The 14,843-nt window shown below is 68.7% G+C and carries 15 protein-coding genes; 10 read left to right on the forward strand and 5 right to left on the reverse strand.

Annotated features, from left to right (window positions below; translation table 11 throughout):
• Positions 1-21: 21 nt before the first annotated feature.
• From MQH31_RS15375 to MQH31_RS15395, 5 genes are all read right to left on the reverse strand, one after another.
• The gene (locus tag MQH31_RS15375; RefSeq protein WP_243012778.1) at positions 22-1,083 is read right to left on the reverse strand and encodes a D-2-hydroxyacid dehydrogenase; all 1,062 of its coding nucleotides are present in this window, start codon (positions 1,081-1,083) and stop codon (positions 22-24) included.
• A gap of 17 nt (positions 1,084-1,100) precedes the next feature.
• Positions 1,101-2,078, reverse strand: a complete 978-nt coding sequence (locus MQH31_RS15380) for a sugar kinase (protein WP_243012779.1) — start codon at positions 2,076-2,078, stop codon at positions 1,101-1,103.
• 10 nt (positions 2,079-2,088) lie between these two features.
• Positions 2,089-2,865: a sugar phosphate isomerase/epimerase family protein gene (locus tag MQH31_RS15385; protein WP_243012780.1), complete on the reverse strand. Its 777-nt coding sequence runs from the start codon at positions 2,863-2,865 to the stop codon at positions 2,089-2,091.
• On the reverse strand, positions 2,862-4,166 hold the full coding sequence (locus MQH31_RS15390) for an MFS transporter (protein ID WP_243012781.1): 1,305 nt from the start codon (positions 4,164-4,166) through the stop codon (positions 2,862-2,864). The genes MQH31_RS15385 and MQH31_RS15390 overlap by 4 nt, the downstream gene beginning before the upstream one ends.
• 86 nt (positions 4,167-4,252) lie before the next feature.
• Complete coding sequence (locus MQH31_RS15395; RefSeq protein WP_243012782.1) at positions 4,253-5,206, reverse strand: LysR family transcriptional regulator; 954 nt, start codon at positions 5,204-5,206, stop codon at positions 4,253-4,255.
• A gap of 114 nt (positions 5,207-5,320) precedes the next feature.
• Here MQH31_RS15395 and MQH31_RS15400 point away from each other — a divergent pair, with 114 nt between their 5' ends.
• From MQH31_RS15400 to MQH31_RS15445, 10 genes are read left to right on the forward strand one after another with little or no spacing between them, the layout of a single operon-like run.
• Positions 5,321-6,274, forward strand: a complete 954-nt coding sequence (locus tag MQH31_RS15400) for an AEC family transporter (RefSeq protein WP_134534717.1) — start codon at positions 5,321-5,323, stop codon at positions 6,272-6,274.
• A gap of 23 nt (positions 6,275-6,297) precedes the next feature.
• Entirely contained in the window at positions 6,298-7,959 is a 1,662-nt protein-coding gene (gene mdcA, locus MQH31_RS15405; RefSeq protein ID WP_243012783.1) for a malonate decarboxylase subunit alpha, read from the forward strand.
• The gene (locus MQH31_RS15410) at positions 7,959-8,879 is read left to right on the forward strand and encodes a triphosphoribosyl-dephospho-CoA synthase (protein WP_243012784.1); all 921 of its coding nucleotides are present in this window, start codon (positions 7,959-7,961) and stop codon (positions 8,877-8,879) included. Before mdcA ends, MQH31_RS15410 begins: the two co-directional genes overlap by 1 nt.
• Positions 8,879-9,217 carry a malonate decarboxylase acyl carrier protein gene (gene mdcC, locus MQH31_RS15415; protein ID WP_134534719.1) on the forward strand — a complete coding sequence of 113 codons (339 nt, stop codon included), beginning with the start codon at positions 8,879-8,881 and terminating at the stop codon, positions 9,215-9,217. The genes MQH31_RS15410 and mdcC overlap by 1 nt, the downstream gene beginning before the upstream one ends.
• Positions 9,214-10,059: a biotin-independent malonate decarboxylase subunit beta gene (locus tag MQH31_RS15420; RefSeq protein WP_243012785.1), complete on the forward strand. Its 846-nt coding sequence runs from the start codon at positions 9,214-9,216 to the stop codon at positions 10,057-10,059. The genes mdcC and MQH31_RS15420 overlap by 4 nt, the downstream gene beginning before the upstream one ends.
• A complete protein-coding gene (gene mdcE / locus MQH31_RS15425) occupies positions 10,056-10,886 on the forward strand; it encodes a biotin-independent malonate decarboxylase subunit gamma (protein WP_243012786.1) in 831 nt (276 codons plus the stop codon). The genes MQH31_RS15420 and mdcE overlap by 4 nt, the downstream gene beginning before the upstream one ends.
• 3 nt (positions 10,887-10,889) lie before the next feature.
• On the forward strand, positions 10,890-11,558 hold the full coding sequence (locus MQH31_RS15430; protein WP_308196468.1) for a malonate decarboxylase holo-ACP synthase: 669 nt from the start codon (positions 10,890-10,892) through the stop codon (positions 11,556-11,558).
• A complete protein-coding gene (locus tag MQH31_RS15435; RefSeq protein ID WP_243012788.1) occupies positions 11,555-12,460 on the forward strand; it encodes an ACP S-malonyltransferase in 906 nt (301 codons plus the stop codon). Before MQH31_RS15430 ends, MQH31_RS15435 begins: the two co-directional genes overlap by 4 nt.
• Before the next feature lie 53 nt (positions 12,461-12,513).
• Entirely contained in the window at positions 12,514-13,083 is a 570-nt protein-coding gene (locus tag MQH31_RS15440; protein WP_243012789.1) for a PadR family transcriptional regulator, read from the forward strand.
• Between the two features lie 55 nt (positions 13,084-13,138).
• The gene (locus tag MQH31_RS15445) at positions 13,139-14,836 is read left to right on the forward strand and encodes an ABC1 kinase family protein (RefSeq protein ID WP_243012790.1); all 1,698 of its coding nucleotides are present in this window, start codon (positions 13,139-13,141) and stop codon (positions 14,834-14,836) included.
• Positions 14,837-14,843 lie beyond the last annotated feature (7 nt).

The raw sequence follows: 14,843 nt of genomic DNA on the forward strand, positions 1-14,843 counted from the left end.
TCGGGCAGGTGACCAGTCGGCTCAGTAGAACTCGACGGTGTTCACGACATTGCGGAGGGGGAGGCCGTCGAGGAAGCGGGTCGCGTTGTCGGCGAAGAGTTCGGCGATCCGGCGTTCCTCGCCGGCGTCGAGCGCTGCGGTGTGCGGGCTGATCACGACGTTCGGGAAGTCCCAGAGCGGGCTGGCCGGGTCGAGGGGTTCCTTCGCGAACACGTCGAGGGCCGCGAACCCGATCCGGCCGGACTCGAGGGCGCGGATGAGGGCATCCTCGTCCACGACCGTCCCGCGGCCGATGTTGACGAGGGTCGTTCCCGGTCGGACGGCGGCGAAGACGTTGTCGCCGACGAGTTTCAGGGTCGCGGCCGTTCCCGGCAGGGCGACGACGATCGCGTCGGCACGGGCGGCGGCGGCCGCGAGGTCGTCGGTGTGGACCAGTTCGTCGACGAAGGGAACGGGAAGGTCGTCCCTGCTGGTTCCGATGGTGCGCATCCCGAGCGCCTTCGCGAGCCGGGCGACCTCGCGGCCCACTCCGCCGAGCCCGACGACGAGCACGGTCTGGGCGCGCACCTGGCCGAGGGCCCTGCGCTCGGGCCACAAGTGCGCGCGCTGATCGCGCTGGAGCACGGGCAGTTGCTTGGCTCCGGCCATGATGCCGAAGATCGCGAATTCGGCGAGCGGGCCACCGTGCACCCCCGCGGAGGTCGTGAAGACGACCCGGTCGAGATCGGCCTGGCCGAGGCCGGCGGCCTTGACCTGCGAGCCGCCGCCGGCCGCCATCACCTGCACCCAGCGGAGTCCCGGATTCGCCTCCACGGTTCGATGGAGTGCGGCCGGGTTCACGTCGGGGATGCCGAAGAGCACGTCCGCCGAGTCGAGCATCCGCTCGAAGTCGGCCTGCTGTTCGGCCGTGCGCCGGAAGGCCGGGTCGCCGCGGTAGTCGGCAGGGCGCCGCATCGGCGGCAGCAGCGTCTGGTCGCGCACGAGCTCGACGCGCGGCTCAGTCCGCTCGATCAGCAGGCAGAGTTCCTCGCTGAGCGGTGTCGCGACGACGACGCGGAGGAGTGCGGGTGTTGTGGTGGTCATTCTGTCAGTCTCCCTGATCACACGGATGTCGGCGCATGCGCCTCGAGGAATGTAGCGAGTCCTGCCCGATCGGGCAGGCCCTCCTGGTCACCGCGCGACGTCGTGGCGAGCGCACCGACCGCGCCGGCGCGGTAGACCCACTCGGCGGGCGGGAGCCCGTCGAGTGCCGCGCTGAGCAGCCCGGCGGAGAAGCCGTCGCCGGCGCCGACCGTGTCGACGACCGAGACCGCGAAGGGCGGGCAGCTCGCGTGCGTCCCGTCGGCGGCGAAGAGTTCGGCGCCGCGGGACCCGGCCTTGACCGCGACGACCGTGACGCCGCGATCGAGGTACCAGCGGGCGATTCCCGCCGGGGTGGTCTCTCCGGTGAGGATGCGCCCCTCGCTCATGCCGGGCAGCACCCAGTCCGCCTGCACGGCGATCGTGTTGATCGTACGCACCATGTCGTCGGAGTCGGCCCAGAGGCTGGGACGCAGGTTCGGGTCGAAGCTCACGGTCGCGCCGGTTTCACGTGCAACATCGACAGCCTGGGCCGCCAGGTCACGTGGTCCGGCGCCGAGAGCGAGCGGGATCCCGGTCAGGTGCACGTGCCCGGCGCGGCGCACGTAGGCGGCCGTCGCGTCCGTCGGCGCGAGCGTGCGCGCCGCGGAGTGCGACCGGAAGTAGACGACGAGCGGATCCTCGTCTTCGCCCGGCCGGTTCTTCAACTGGAACCCGGTCGGTTCGATCGCGTGCAGGTCGACCTCGCCGACATCGATGCCGTTCGCCTCGAGCTGCTGCAGGGCGAATTCGCCGAATGGGTCGGTGCCGAGCCGGGTGACGAACCCGACGCTGTGGTCGAGCCGCCGCAATCCGACGGCGACGTTGAATTCCGCGCCCGCGAGCCTCCGGACGAAGTGGTCGACCCGCGAGAGCGGCCCTGATTCCTCGGCGACGAACATCGCCATGATCTCGCCGAAGGTGACGACGTCGAAGTCCCGCTGGACAGTGGTGGACATGGGGTTCCGTTCAGTCGTGTGTCAGTTCGGCGAGGACCCGGCGGACCTTCGCCAGTTCGCTCACTGCGGTGGCCCGATCGGGGATCGGGTATTCGAGAACGACGGGAACGTGGCTTCCGATCTCGCCGAGCACGGTGCGCCAGTCGACCTCGCCCTCGTCGAGCAGCACGGAGTGCAGACCGTCGCGGCTGTCGATGTCCTTCAGGTGGAAGACCGTCGCGTATCGGCCGAGCTCCCGGGCGGCGGCGACGGGATCCACGCCGGCCCAGAGCCAGTTCCCGGCATCGAACGTGTACCCGATCGGCACGTTCCGGGTCTGCAGGTCGAGCAGGAGCGCCGACACCACATCCAAGCGTCCGTTCCGTTCGGTCTGGTCGTTCTCGATCGTGACCCGGGCGGATGCTGCGCGCAGGACCTCGGCGAGGCTCGCGGTGTCCTGCAACTCGTCTCCGGGCTCTCCGATGTTCAGCTTGACGCTGAGGGCACCGAGCGCCTCCGCTTCGGCGAGGTACCCGTCCAGCAGGGACGACGCCTCCCCGTCGACGAAGAGCGATTCGGGGACGGAGTAGTAGACCTCGAGTCCGGCCGCTGCCGCCAGACCGGCGATCGAGAGCAGTTCCTCGTGCCTGGCAGACGGCTCGGACGCGAGGTACTCGCGACGGATCTCGATTCCGGTGGCCCCGAGGTCCCGCACCTCGGCGACGAGGTCGGCCTGGACAATGCCGGCCGCGTCCAGCGCGTCCTTGTAGACCATGGTGTTGACGAACACCCGCCGTGAGCCGGTCATTGGAGGGCCGGTGCGCTGGGCGAGGCGGCAGGGATCGTGCCCTGCGGCGTGAAGTCCGGCGTCCTGACGGCCTTCACCAGGATCGTGAGCACGACCGCGATGATCAGTGACAGGGCCATGAAGATGTACGACGCATCGTTCGACCCGGTGACGTTGTTGAGGAAGCCGACGAAGTAGGCGCCCGCGAACGATCCGAGTGCGCCGAAGCTGTTGACGAGCGCCATCGCACCGCCCGCGACGTTCTTCGGCAGGATCTCGGGGACGATCGCGAAGAACGGCCCGTACGGGGCGTACATCGCACCGCCGGCGATCACGAGCAGGATGAACGACAGCCAGAAGTTGGACGTTCCGACGAGGTAGGAGGCATAGAAGGCGACCGCCGCCACCAGGAGGAACGGCCAGATGAAGAGCTTCCGCTTCAGGAGGCGGTCGGAGAAGAACGAGGCGACGACCATCAGCACGGTCGCGAGCAGGTACGGGATCGCCGTGAGCCAGCCGATGACCACGATGTCGAAGGACGAGGCGGTCTTGATGATCGAGGGGAGCCACATTACGAAGCCGTAGACGCCGATGCTCCAGAAGAAGTACTGGATGCAGAGCTGGATGACGGCCTTCTGCTTGAATGCCTCACGGTAGTTGGGCACCGCGTGCAGTCCGACCTGTTCCCTGGCGAATTCGTCGTTGATGTCCTTCTTCTGGCCTGCGGACAGCCATTTTGCGTCGTTCGGGGAGTTGTCGATCATCCGCAGCCAGACAAACGCCCAGATGATCGAGGGGAGACCCTCAATGATGAACATCCAGCGCCACCCGACGCTGTTGACGAGGTAGGCCGAGACGACGGACATCCACAAGACGGTGACCGGGTTGCCGAGGATCAGGAAGGTGTTGGCCTTGGAGCGTTCACTGCTGGTGAACCAGTTGCTGAGCAGGATGAGCATCGCGGGCATGATGGCCGCCTCGACGATACCGATCGCGAACCGGATGACGAACAGCACCCAGATGTTCGTGACGATGCCGATGCAGCTGGCCAGGATGCCCCACAGGATCAGCGCGTAGAAGATGAGTTTCTTGGCGCTCCGTCGCTGGGCGTAACTCGCGCTCGGCACCTGGAAGAAGAAGTAGCCGAGGAAGAACAGCGCCGCCAGGAAGGCCGAAGCGCTGGCCGTGATGTTGAGGTCTTTCGCCATTCCCGCTGCGGCGCCCAGGCTGTAGTTCGACCGGTCCAGGTACGCGAGGCTGTACGTGATGAAGATGACCGGCATGAGCCGTGACCATCGGGATGATGCGAGTTTCTCGCCCATGACTGAATCTCTTCCTTGAGAAGTACCGCAGGGCACACGTTCCGCTGGATGGAACATTATTTACTCTGACGGAATTCAGCCTACGCTCAGGAATCGAGCAGGTCGGCCACACCGGGATATCGGGCCACGAGTTCCTCGGCGTTGTCGCGGAAGGATGCGCCGACGGGGCCGAGCCTGCGATGCAGGTCCCAGGCGATGCCGATCTCCCGCGAGGCGTTCGGAGACGCGATCGGCACGTTCACCACCCGCGGGTTGACCGAGGTGTCCGTGGGCAGGATCGCGATGCCCAGGCCGCCGGCGACGTAGTCCCGCACCGTGCGTGCGTCGTCTGCCTCGAGCAGGATCCGGGGAACGAATCCGGCCTCGTGACAGAGCGCGTCCGCCTGCTGCCTGGTCGAGTAGCGGGAGTCGAGCGACAGGAAGCTCTCCTCGGCCGCATCGGCCAGATCCACCGCGTCGAGCCCCGCCAGCCGGTGATGCGCAGGCACGACCAGGCTGAGGGTCTGCCGCCCCAGCCGAAGCCAGCCATACCGGGCGGCGGGGCGTGGCCCCACGACCACGATATCGAGCCGGCCGGCTTCGAGGTCGTCGAGGAGTTCCGAGCTCGCGCCTTCCCGGTGACCGACCAGGACTCCGGGCGCCTGGGCGTGGAAGGAGGACACCAGCTCCCCGACGATGGTGGGACCCAACGACCGCAGGAATCCGAGAGCGAGCGACTGCGGACGCGCCTCGCTTCTCAGGTCTTCGAGGGCGGATTCCAGGAACGTCGCCGCTCGCGTTGCCGCTGTGGCCAGCGCTACCCCGTCCGGCGTGAGGCTGATCTCGCGACCGACCCGGCTGAAGAGAACGATGCCCAGGTCGCGCTCCCAGCGCGCCATCGTCCGGCTCAGGGTGGGCTGGCTGACCCCGCTGGCGGCGGCGGCACGCGTGACATTGGTGTCGGCAAGCAGGGCGGCGAGCTGGGCGAGGGCGGGAGCCAAGCGTGCGACCGGCCCCGGCGGGACATCCGCTGGGGACGAGGCCTCACGATTCTCATTCATTTCTGCATGAATGCTAACACCCGCGCATTGGATCGGCCGCTACGGGTCGGAGGAGTGTTGCACCAGTCAGTTTCATGAGAGCTGTCGAAGCATGTTTCTCGAAAGGTACTTCCTATGGCCCTCACCATTGCCGGCGCGCTGCTGCCGGTCTTCTTCGTCATGGCCCTCGGCTATTTCGCCGGCAAGCGCCGCATCGTCGACAACAGCAACGTCACCAGCATCAATCACCTGGTGATGCTCTTCGCCCTTCCGATCTCCCTGTTCACTTCCATCGCGTCGACCAAGCGCGAGGTGATCCTGGACAACTGGTGGCTCGCCCTCGTGCTGCTGGTCGTGATGGTCATCACATACGCCATCGTCTACTGGCTCCAGATCAGGTTCTACAAGGTCAGCCCGAGCACCGCCGCCGTGCAGTCCCTCACCACCGCCTTCCCGAACTACGCCTCGATCGGGCTCCCGCTCACCGCCGTTGTCTTCGGCCCCTCGGCAGCCCTCGCCGTTGCCGTCGCCATCGCCGTCGGTTCGGTGACGATCTCGCCGTTCACCCTGGCCCTCCTCGAGAATGCCCGCGCGACCGCCTCAGGCGAGACCGGATCGACGGGACGCCGGTTCCTCAAGGCCCTCGGAACGTCCGTGCGCAAGCCCATCTTCGTCGGACCGGTGCTCGGCCTGATCTGGGCGCTGATTGCACTCCCGATGCCGGACCTCTTCTCGACCACGCTCCGTGAGATCGGTGGGGTCGCCGCCGGCGTCGCCCTCTTCCTCACCGGCCTCATCCTGTCCGCACAGGCCATCCGCGTCACGGGCAACGCCGTCGTGTCCACCCTCATCAAGAACGTGGCCCAGCCCCTGATCGGCCTGGGCGTCGTGCTGCTGCTGCACGTCCCCGAGCCGTTCGCCTCGCAGGCCCTGTTGCTCCTCGCCATCCCGAGCGGGTTCTTCGGAATCCTGTTCGGCATCGGCTACAAGGAGCGCCCGGCGGTCTCGGGCTCAACACTCGTGCTCAGCAGCCTGCTGTCCATCGTCACCCTGTCCATCGCCATCCTGTTGCTCGCGCCCGGCGCGTAGCAGCCAGAACCTAAGGAGAAATCGTGAATTCCACCAACGATATGCGCTGGCAGAAGCGCCGCGCGCGCAAGCTCGAACGGCTGGCTTCTGTCGGCTCCCTCGCGAACGGCCGCGTCGTCGAGACCGGCAACCTCGTCGCGTTCCTCGAAGCGGTCCTCCGCCCCGGCGATACCGTCGCCCTCGAGGGCAACAACCAGAAGCAGGCCGACTTCCTGTCCAGGGGGCTTGCCGAGGTCGACCCCGGCCGCATCAACGACCTGCACATGCTGATCTCGTCGATCTCGCGCCCGGAGCACCTCGACCTCTTCGAAAAGGGCATCGCGTCCCTCGTCGACTTCTCCTATGCCGGAGCCCAGTCGACCCGGGTCGCCACCCTCCTCGCCGACGGAACGATGAAGGTCGGCGCGATCCACACCTATCTGGAGCTCTACGCCCGGCTCTTCGTCGACCTGATCCCCGACATCGCCCTCGTCGCGGCGGACAAGGCCGACCGGAACGGCAACCTGTACACCGGACCGAACACTGAGGACACCCCGACCATCGTCGAGGCCGCCGCCTTCCGCAGCGGAATCGTGATCGCCCAGGTCAACGAACTCGTCGACGGCGTCGACGACCTGCCCCGCGTCGACATTCCCGGGTCCTGGGTCGACTTCGTCATCCCGGCCGACCGGCCCTTCCAGATCGAGCCGCTCTTCACCCGCGACCCGAGGAAGATCACCGACGTGCACGTGCTTCTCGCGATGCTCTCCATCCGCGGAATCTACGAACGCCACCAGGTCACCACGCTCAACCACGGGATCGGCTTCGACACCGCCGCGATCGAGCTCCTGCTGCCGACCTATGGCGAGAAGCTCGGGCTGCGCGGAAAGATCGCCCGCAACTGGGCGCTCAACCCGCACCCGACCCTGATCCCCGCCATCGAATCCGGCTGGGTCGACAGCATCACCTCCTTCGGCGGCGAGGTCGGCATGGAGCGCTACACCGCGGCCCGGTCCGACATCTTCGCGACCGGCCACGACGGCTCCCTGCGATCGAACCGGATGATCTCGCAAGTGGCCGGCCTGTACGCCACGGACATGTTCATCGGGTCCACCCTTCAGCTCGACCCGCTCGCCAACTCGTCCACCGTGACCCGCGGGCGCCTCTCGGGCTTCGGGGGCGCCCCGAACCTCGGCAGCGACCCGCACGGACGCCGGCACTCCTCTCCCGCCTGGCTGAGCCTGAGCGAGGGCGAAGGTCAGCTCGGCGTGAAACGCGGCCAGAAGCTCGTCGTGCAGATCGCCGAAACCTACGGCGCCGGAGCCACTCCGCGCTTCGTCGAGCATCTCGATGCCGTCGAAGTCGGCACCGCGGCCGGAATGCCGATCGCCCCCGTGATGATCTACGGAGACGACGTCACCCACGTGGTCAGCGAAGAGGGTGTCGCCTACCTCTACAAGGCCCGCGATCTCGAGGAGCGCCGCCAGGCCGTGACCGCCCTGGCCGGAGCCGGTCCGGTCGGGTCAGAGTCCACGCCGGAACAGCGCGCCCAGTTGCGCCGCGACGGCATCCTCGCCCTGCCGGAAGACCTCGGCGTTCGTCGCTCCGATGCGAGCCGCTCACTCCTGGCCGCCAAGAGCATCGAAGACCTCGTCACCTGGTCAGGCGGCCTCTACGATCCCCCCGCAAAGTTCCGGAGCTGGTGATGTCCGGGTTCCTCCAGGCACCGGTCCTCACCGCTCCGGGAACGACCGGCACCGTCGACCCGGTCGGCCCGGTACATCTGGCCGACTTGGCTGACCTGGCCGTCGACGCGCTCGTCGCGGAGGCCACGCTGACCCCCAAGCCAGGTCTCGTCGACCTGCGCGGCGGCGGCGCCCACCACGACATGGACGTGGGCACCATGGTCCGCTCGGCGGAAGCCCTGCGCGACACCTTCGCAGCGATGGCCGGCGCCGGGCGTGACGGTGTGTTCGACCAGCCGCTGCGTGAACGCCTCGCCGCGCTCGGTCGTGAGGGTGAGCAGCGGATGCTCGATGCCACCAACGGCGTCAACACCCATCGCGGCGCCATCTGGGCTCTCGGCCTCGTCAGTGCGGCCGCCGCCGCAGACCCGGCCGCGGGCAGCGCGCGGATCCTCGACCGTGCGGCGACCATCGCCCGGTTCGCGGACCGCTTCGCCCCCGACCCGAGTACGCCCGGTTCTCGGGTGCGCAGTCACTACCGCGTGCCCGGCGCCATCGGTGAAGCGAGGGCGGCATTTCCGCACGCAGCCCTCGCGCTCTCGACGCTGCGCGCGGGTCAGGCCGTCGGTGCGAGCGAGCCGACGACACGACTGGATGCCCTCAGCACGATCATCGCTCGGCTCGACGACACCTGCCTCCTGCACCGGGGCGGCCTCGCCGGGCTGCGGACCGCCCAAGCCGGCGCTGCGGCCGTTCTCCGAGCGGGCGGAGTCGCCACCACCGCCGGATCGCACGCGCTCAGACTCCTCGACGACCGGCTCCGCAGGGATCACCTCTCGCCCGGCGGCAGCGCCGACCTCCTCGCCCTCGCACTCTTCCTCGAGGCCATCGAGGACGCCTCCCCATCCACTCATCCCACCCATTCCCGGAAGGAATCCTGATGCAAACCATCAGCATCGATTACCCGGCCGCTGAGAAGCTCTCACGTCCGGTCCATGTGGGCGCCGTCTCATCCGGCGACCTCGAGATCATCATGATCCCCCTGCCCGGCGGCAGCACCGCCACCGTCGCACTGCGCACGAGCGTCGACGGCTTCGACACAATCTGGCGCCGCGTCCTCGACCGCTTCTTCGCCGAGTCCGCGCTCGTCGCACACTACGAAATCAACGACTTCGGGGCAACGCCCGGGATGGTCTCCCTCCGCCTGGCCCAGGCCCTGGAGATCGCCCGCGAGGACCCGGACGCCGGCCAGACCACGACCACCGGAGGTGCACGATGACCCGCCCCGTAGCCCAGCCCTTCACCGAATTCCGCGCCCGCGACCGGGTGCGTGCACTGCTGGATCCCGGAACGTTCCGGGAGATCCTCGACCCGTTCGCCCGGGTGGAGTCCCCGCACCTCGCCCTGCAGGGCATCGTCCCGCAGGGTGATGACGGGGCCGTCATCGGCCGCGGAACCATCGACGGCGTCTCCGCCGTCGTGGTCGCCCTCGACGGAGCCTTCCAGGGCGGCGGCATCGGCGAGGTTTCGGGCGCCAAGCTCGCCTCGTCCCTCGAACAGGCCGTCAATGACAACCGCAACGGCACGCCCACCCGCGCCGTCATCCTGCTGGAGACCGGCGGCATCCGCCTGCAGGAGGCCAACCTCGGCCTCCTCGCCATCTCCGAGATCCATTCGGCGATCGTGGAACTGCGTTCCTTCGGACCGGTCGTCGGAGTCGTCGTCGGCACCGTCGGCTGCTTCGGCGGCATGGGTATCGCAGCAGGGCTCACCAGCCACCTGATCATGACCCGCGGAGGGCGTCTCAGCCTCAACGGACCGGAGGTCATCGAGACCGAAGCTGGAATCGAGGAACTCGATTCTTCCGACCGGGCCGGAATCTGGGCCATGATCGGCGGCGCCCAGCGCGTCGCCATCGGCCAGGCCGAAACCCTCGTGGACGATGACGCCGATGCGGTCGCCGCCGCGGTTCGCGACGTCTACCGCACGGCACCGGGGACGACCGTTCCCGCGCGCTCGACCCGGATCGCCGCCGGACGCACCCTCCTCGCCGCGGTCGACCCCACCGGTCGACCAACACCCACCGACATCCGAAACCTCAGCACGGGAGGCTCCCTGTGAGCACCGCATCAGCATCTCCGTTCGGCACCGCCTGGTTCGGCGCCCTCGCCAGCTCGTTGACCGCCGTTCCCGGGCTCCCCGGGTCGCTCCGGGTCGGCGCGATCGCACTCGACGGCGGGGAGTCGGCCGTCCTCCTCGCGGTCGTCCCCGACGCGGATGCCCGTTTCCCGCGGGCGCGTTCCGGTGAAGTCGGTCTCGAAGAGGGTTACGCCCTCGCCGAGGTGGTCACTGGAATCGTCGCCGCCGATGCGGGGACGGACTCGCGTCGCCCCATCGTCACGGTCATCGACGTGCCGGGACAGGCATACGGCTACGTGGAGGAGCTCGTCGGAATCCACCAGTCGCTCGCCGCATCGACGAACGCCTTCGCAACGGCGCGCCTCGCCGGCCACCCGATCGTGAGCCTCATGGTCGGCAACGCGATCTCGGGGGCCTTCCTCGCGACCGGGCTGCAGGCCAACCGCCTCGTGGCGCTCGACCACGACGGCATCGCCGTGCAGGTCATGAGCAAGCAGTCCTCGGCGCGCATCACCCGCCGGTCCGTCGCCGAGCTCGACGCGGTCGCGGAGAAGTTCCCGGCCACCGCATACGACGGCGCCTCCTTCGCCAAGCTCGGAGCGCTGCACGACCTGGTGCACGTCGAGTCGCCCGCCGCTCCCACCTCGGCGGACGTGGCACTCGTCACGACCTCGGTCTCGCTCGCCGTCGCATCCGTGCGTGCAGGCTCGAGCGATCTGCGGTCGCGTCTCTCGTCACCGGAGGCCCGAACGGTTCGGGCCTCCTCGGTTCTCGTGCGCCAGCGCGTCGCCGAGGCCTGGGACATCTGACCCGTGCCGCTTCTCCGCCTCGCGTCGTCGCCGCGCGCACATGATCTTGTGCGCGTGGCGACGACGGCCGCGCTCACGAGCTGCCCGGCGGATGCGCCCAGGCCCGGCTGGGTCGACGCTGCGCTCGGCGGTCCCGGCGGCGGGTGGGCGGTCGTTCGCCGAAGCCCGGCCGACGCGGGCCTCGTTTCCGTCGGCGTCCGCGGCGACACCCGCGACAAACGCTGGCCCGCCCTCGTCGCGAGCTCCGACATCGTGGAGCTGGTGCGCCCGCAGGGCGTCCCGCGGTCGCCCCGCCCTGGTCGCGCGGGGCTCCGGCCGTTCCTCGGCCTGAAGCGCGCGGGCGCGATTCTCGACGAGTTGTTTCCCGACGCCTGGGGCGTGACGGGAAGCCTCGCCTTCGAGCTGGTCACCGGCGCCGAAACGGCACGCAACGACAGCGATATCGACATCACCATCCTGGCGCCGCAGCCCCTCGACCGGCGTGCCGCCGCGGACGCCGCGGCCAGAGTGCTGTCTGCCGCCGCTGTCCCCGTCGATCTGCAGGTGGAGACGCCGCTGGGCGCCGTCGCCCTCGACGAGTGGATTCGCGAGGCCGGGTTGCACCCGGTCGCCCTCAGAACCATCGACGGGCCCCGGCTCGTCCTCAATCCCTGGAGCCTCTCATGCCGATGACCGCCGTCATTTTTCCCGGGCAAGGTGAACAGATCCCCGGGATGCTGCATTCGCTGCCTGCGACCGGCGTCGAGGTGCTCGACTGCGCTCGGGGAGCGCTCCCCGAGGACCCCCTGGACCTGGACGGCGCCGAGAGGCTCGACGATACCCGCGCCACCCAGCTGTGTCTGCTGCTGGCCGGTACAGCCTGGTACCGCGCCGCGGTCGACGTCGGACTGAAGGCCGACTATCTGGCCGGCCACTCGATCGGCCTCTGGGCCGCGACCGTGGCGGCCGGCAGCCTCGATCTCACGGATGCCGTCCGGCTGGTCGACCTGCGCGCCACAGCAATGCGAGCCGCAAGCCCGCCGCACTCCGGCATGATCGTGGTGCAGGGACTGGCCGAACAAGCCGTCGAGAATGCCGCGGAGCAGGCCCGCGCCGAGGGCCTCGACGTCTGGAGCAGCAATGTCAACTCCGCCACCCAGATCGCCGCCTCGGGGACGAATCCCGGGCTCGACCGGGTTGCCGAGCTCGTGCGCGCCGCAGGTGCGCAGCGCGTCGTGCGCCTCAACGTGCTGGTCCCCGCTCATTCCAGCCTGATGACTCCTGCAGCCGATGCCGTCCGCGAGGCCCTGGCCGATACCGAGGTTGACCGGCCGCGGATTCCGCTCGCCGGCAACGTGACGGGGCAGACCCTCTTCACCGCCGCCGCGGTGCGCCGCGAACTGTGGCTCGGGATCGACCACCCGGTCCGCTGGCGCGATGCCACGAGCATCCTGTCCGAGCGCGGTGTGACGCGGTGGCTGCAGGTGCCCCCTGGGCATGCCCTCGCGCGACTCGCGGCGGGCCTGCCCGATTCGCGCGCCCTCGCCATGGACGAGGTCGGGCTCGCCGAATCCGTCCAACGAATTCAGCGCTGAACGTTATATCGTTAGGTATCGTCGAGCTCTGGTACGGCGCTGAGGAGGTCATCATGAGTGGTTCATTTATGGGAGACGGATTTCCGGGACGCAAGGGCGGACCCGGCAAAGGCTGGGCCGGCAACGCCATCTGGGAAGCGATGGAGCAGTTGCGCGGCCAGTTCGAGCAGAAGGTCGGCACGAGGGTCGGGCGCGGCGACGTCCGTGCCGCGGTGCTCGCACTCCTCCTGGAGCAGCCGATGCACGGCTACCAGATCATCCACGAGATCGAGGAACGCAGCAATGGCGCCTGGAAGCCGAGCCCCGGCTCGGTCTATCCGGCGCTTCAGCTGCTCGCCGACGAGGGCTTCATCACGGCTGAGGAGGCCAACGGTCGCAAGACCTACGCGCTCACCGACGAGGGTCGCGCGGTAGCGGATGCCGCCGCAGAGACCTCCGCCCCCTGGGAGGCCCCGGGTGCCCGCGACAGCGGCCGGGCAACGGCACTGCCCAAGGCCGGCATCGGCCTGGCCCAGGCGGCCGCGCAGGTCGGGCGCTCCGGCAGTCCGGAACAGGTGGACAAGGCCGTGGCCGTGCTCGACGAAGCGCGTCGCCAGTTGTACTCCATCCTCGCCCAGGACTGAACGGGTGCCCGAAGAACGCCGACGTCCAGGAGCTCAGATCACCGACGATCGGGTCATGCGCGCCCGCTACCGCAGGATCCTGCGTTTCGCCGCGCGCTACCTGGTGCAGACCTGGTGGTACGAGCTGTTCCTGCCCCGGATCGGCCTCGCCCGGCTCTCGGCGCGCAATCGTTCGGCGCGGCTCCAGCGCATCGCGCAGCGCTTCCACGTGCTCGCGGTCGACCTGGGCGGCCTGATGATCAAGGTCGGCCAGTTCATGTCGTCCCGGCTCGATGTGCTGCCGCCGGAGATCACCAAGGAACTCGAGGGCCTGCAGGACGAGGTCCCCGCCGTGCCCTTCCCGGCCATCCGGGCCCTCGCCGAAGCCGAACTGGGTGTGACACTCGAGCGGGCATACTCGTTCGTCGATCCGATCCCGCTCGCCGCGGCATCCCTCGGTCAGGTCCACCGGGCGCGGCTCTCGGCGCTCGATGCTGAAGAGACCGGCCTGCTCGACGTCGTCGTGAAGATTCAGCGGCCGGGCATCGGCGCGATCGTCGACGTCGACCTCCGGGCACTGCGCCGCGTCGCCGGCTGGCTCAGCCACATTCGCCTCGTCTCGGACCGGGTCGACATGCCTGTCCTCGTCGAGGAGTTCGCGGTGACGAGCCTCGAGGAGATCGACTACCTTCACGAGGCCGCGAGCGCCGAACGCTTCGCGGGGAACTTTGCGGACGACGCCCGCGTCAGCGTTCCCGAACTCGTGTGGGAGCGCACCACCCGGCGGGTACTGACCCTGCAGGACGTCACCGCCATCAAGATCAACGACGTCGACGGGCTCAGGGCTGCGGGCATCGACCCGGCCGAAGTCGCCACCGAGTTCGCGGCCGTCATGTTCGACCAGCTCTTCGTCAACGGCTACTTCCACGCCGACCCGCACCCGGGCAACATCTTCGTCACCCCGCTCGCATCCGCGGATGTCGCCACAACAGCGGATGCCCCCGGCCGGGCCTGGAAATTCACGTTCATCGACTTCGGGATGATGGGCGAAGTGCCCGATGCCCTGCGTCGGGGACTCCGGAACCTGCTCATCGCCGCCGCGTCCCGCAATGGCAAGGGCATGGTGGACGGCATTCGCGAGGTGGGTGTGCTCCTGCCCTCCGCGGACACCGCGGAGCTCGAACGGGCCCTGACGGCACTGTTCGCCCGGTTCGGCGGGATGGGTTTCGCCGAGCTTCAGGACGTCGATCCGCGTGAGTTCCGTGCTTTCGCGAACGAGTTCGGTGATGTCGTGCGCACCCTGCCGGTCCAGCTCCCGGAGAACTTCCTTCTCATCGTGCGCGCCATGTCGCTGACCAGCGGGATGTGCAGTTCCCTCGACCCGGCCTTCAACATCTGGAACGCCGTCGAGCCGTACTCCGCCCAGCTGATCCGGGCAGAGGGCGGAAACCTCGTGCAAGACATCGCGAAGCGCACGGCGTCGGCCGCCGGCATCATCGCCCGGCTGCCTGGACGCCTCGACGCCCTGATCACGCGGGTCGAAGAGGGTAATCTCACGGTGCAGACGCCGCGGATCGAGCGTCGGCTCGGCAGTCTCGAGCGAACGGGGCGACGGATCATCTCTGCGGTCCTCTTCACCGCCTTACTGATCGGCGGCATCCTGCTCCGTGCCGACGATGTCGTCTTCGGCACGGTGCTCATGGGTGTGTCCGTGCTACCACTGCTGCACGCCATGCTCGCCGGCGCCGTCGCCCGCCGAGGCCCCCTGCCCTAAGAAGCTG

It is taken from the genome of Cryobacterium zhongshanensis (assembly GCF_022760445.1).
Lineage (GTDB): Bacteria > Actinomycetota > Actinomycetes > Actinomycetales > Microbacteriaceae > Cryobacterium > Cryobacterium algoricola.

Excerpts from the sequence above, each read along its gene's own strand:
- MQH31_RS15375 (WP_243012778.1), bottom strand. The coding sequence starts at position 1,083 with ATGACCACCACAACACCCGCACTCCTCCGCGTCGTCGTCGCGACACCG.
- MQH31_RS15380 (WP_243012779.1), bottom strand. The coding sequence starts at position 2,078 with ATGTCCACCACTGTCCAGCGGGACTTCGACGTCGTCACCTTCGGCGAG.
- MQH31_RS15385 (WP_243012780.1), bottom strand. The coding sequence starts at position 2,865 with ATGACCGGCTCACGGCGGGTGTTCGTCAACACCATGGTCTACAAGGAC.
- MQH31_RS15390 (WP_243012781.1), bottom strand. The coding sequence starts at position 4,166 with ATGGGCGAGAAACTCGCATCATCCCGATGGTCACGGCTCATGCCGGTC.
- MQH31_RS15395 (WP_243012782.1), bottom strand. The coding sequence starts at position 5,206 with ATGAATGAGAATCGTGAGGCCTCGTCCCCAGCGGATGTCCCGCCGGGG.
- MQH31_RS15400 (WP_134534717.1), top strand. The coding sequence starts at position 5,321 with ATGGCCCTCACCATTGCCGGCGCGCTGCTGCCGGTCTTCTTCGTCATG.
- MQH31_RS15410 (WP_243012784.1), top strand. The coding sequence starts at position 7,959 with ATGTCCGGGTTCCTCCAGGCACCGGTCCTCACCGCTCCGGGAACGACC.
- mdcC (WP_134534719.1), top strand. The coding sequence starts at position 8,879 with ATGCAAACCATCAGCATCGATTACCCGGCCGCTGAGAAGCTCTCACGT.
- MQH31_RS15420 (WP_243012785.1), top strand. The coding sequence starts at position 9,214 with ATGACCCGCCCCGTAGCCCAGCCCTTCACCGAATTCCGCGCCCGCGAC.
- MQH31_RS15435 (WP_243012788.1), top strand. The coding sequence starts at position 11,555 with ATGACCGCCGTCATTTTTCCCGGGCAAGGTGAACAGATCCCCGGGATG.
- MQH31_RS15440 (WP_243012789.1), top strand. The coding sequence starts at position 12,514 with ATGAGTGGTTCATTTATGGGAGACGGATTTCCGGGACGCAAGGGCGGA.
- MQH31_RS15445 (WP_243012790.1), top strand. The coding sequence starts at position 13,139 with ATGCGCGCCCGCTACCGCAGGATCCTGCGTTTCGCCGCGCGCTACCTG.